General features: G+C 64.6%; 1 pseudogene. It reads left to right on the forward strand.

The annotated features are described in order from the left end of the window. Positions 1–1312: pseudogene (locus ASD86_RS28140) on the forward strand (TonB-dependent receptor); the annotation flags it as partial.

Below are 1312 nucleotides of genomic sequence, written 5' to 3' on the forward strand. Positions count from 1 at the left end.
GCTCAAGGACGGCGCGTCCACCATCTACGGTTCCGACGCCATCGCCGGCGTGATCAACATCATCACCCGCAAGAACTTCGAAGGCGCCGAAGCCAACGCCTACATCGGCCAGTGGGGCCAGGGCGACGGCACGCGTCAGAGCTACGACTTCACCATGGGATTCACCGGCGATCGCGGCTCGGTCACCATCGGCGCCGAATACGCGAAGGAAGATCCGGTTTGGGCGCGTGACCGCTGGTTCGCCATCCGTCGCTTCCCCACCGGTGAGAAATCCCCACCCCGCGCAGGTGGCCTGTCCGGCACGACTCAATGGGGCGCGCTGTTGATCCCGACGGGCGAAGTCCTGGACAACGGCCAGGATGCAATGGGCGCTCCGCGCTTCCTGCGTCGCGAAGTCCCGGGTCTGGACCCGCGCAACATCGCCAACTTCCGCGGTCGCAACGGCGCCGTCGACGTGTCGAATCCAGCTGAGCAGTCAACCGTCTACAGCGGCATCGAGCGCAAGTCGCTGTTCGTCAACGCCGGCTACGACATCGCCGACTGGCTGCGTTTCGACACCGACATCCAGTACAACGACCGCGACTCCTTCGCCCAGAACGCCGGTTATCCGTTCCAGTCCGCCGTCCTTTCGCCGGGCTTCAACACCCCGATGTCGGTCGACAGCTATTACAACCCGGTCGGAACCCAGGCCGACGAAGCTGGCACGCTGCCGGACGGTCAAGAGCCGACCTACGTACATTTCGTGCGCCGCGGCTGGGAAGTGCCGCGTCAGGTCCGCAACAGCCTGACTTCGTACCGCTTCACCGGCACCTTCAGCGGTTCGTTCGAACTGGGCGAAGGCAAGATCTGGGATTGGGACGCCGGTTATCTGTACAACGAGAACAAGGCCACCCAGATCAGCACCGGTAACCTCAACGTCGCCAACGTGCGTCGCGCGGTCGGTCCGTCGTTCCTCAATGCGCAGGGCCAGGTCCAGTGCGGCACCACCGCTAACCCGATCGCCCTGGGCGTCGGCGGCGGCCAGTGCACCCCGTGGAACCCGCTGCTGCCGTTCGGCTACGCCGGAACCAACGGTCTGAACGACCCGAACGTGCAGAAGTACCTGTACCAGAACGGTCAGGCGCTCGGTAAGACCAAGACCACCGACTACTTCGTCAACTTCAGCGGCACCTTGGCGACCCTGCCGGCCGGTGACCTGAGCCTGGCGGTTGGTTACGAGCACCGCAAGGAACAGGGCAACTTCTCGCCTGACGCGATCTCGCAGACCGGTGGTTCCACCGATCTGGCCAGTGGCCCGACCGGCGGTTCGTAC

Origin of the sequence: Lysobacter sp. Root690 (genome assembly GCF_001427785.1) — a bacterium.
In the GTDB taxonomy this organism is placed as follows: Bacteria; Pseudomonadota; Gammaproteobacteria; order Xanthomonadales; family Xanthomonadaceae; genus Lysobacter.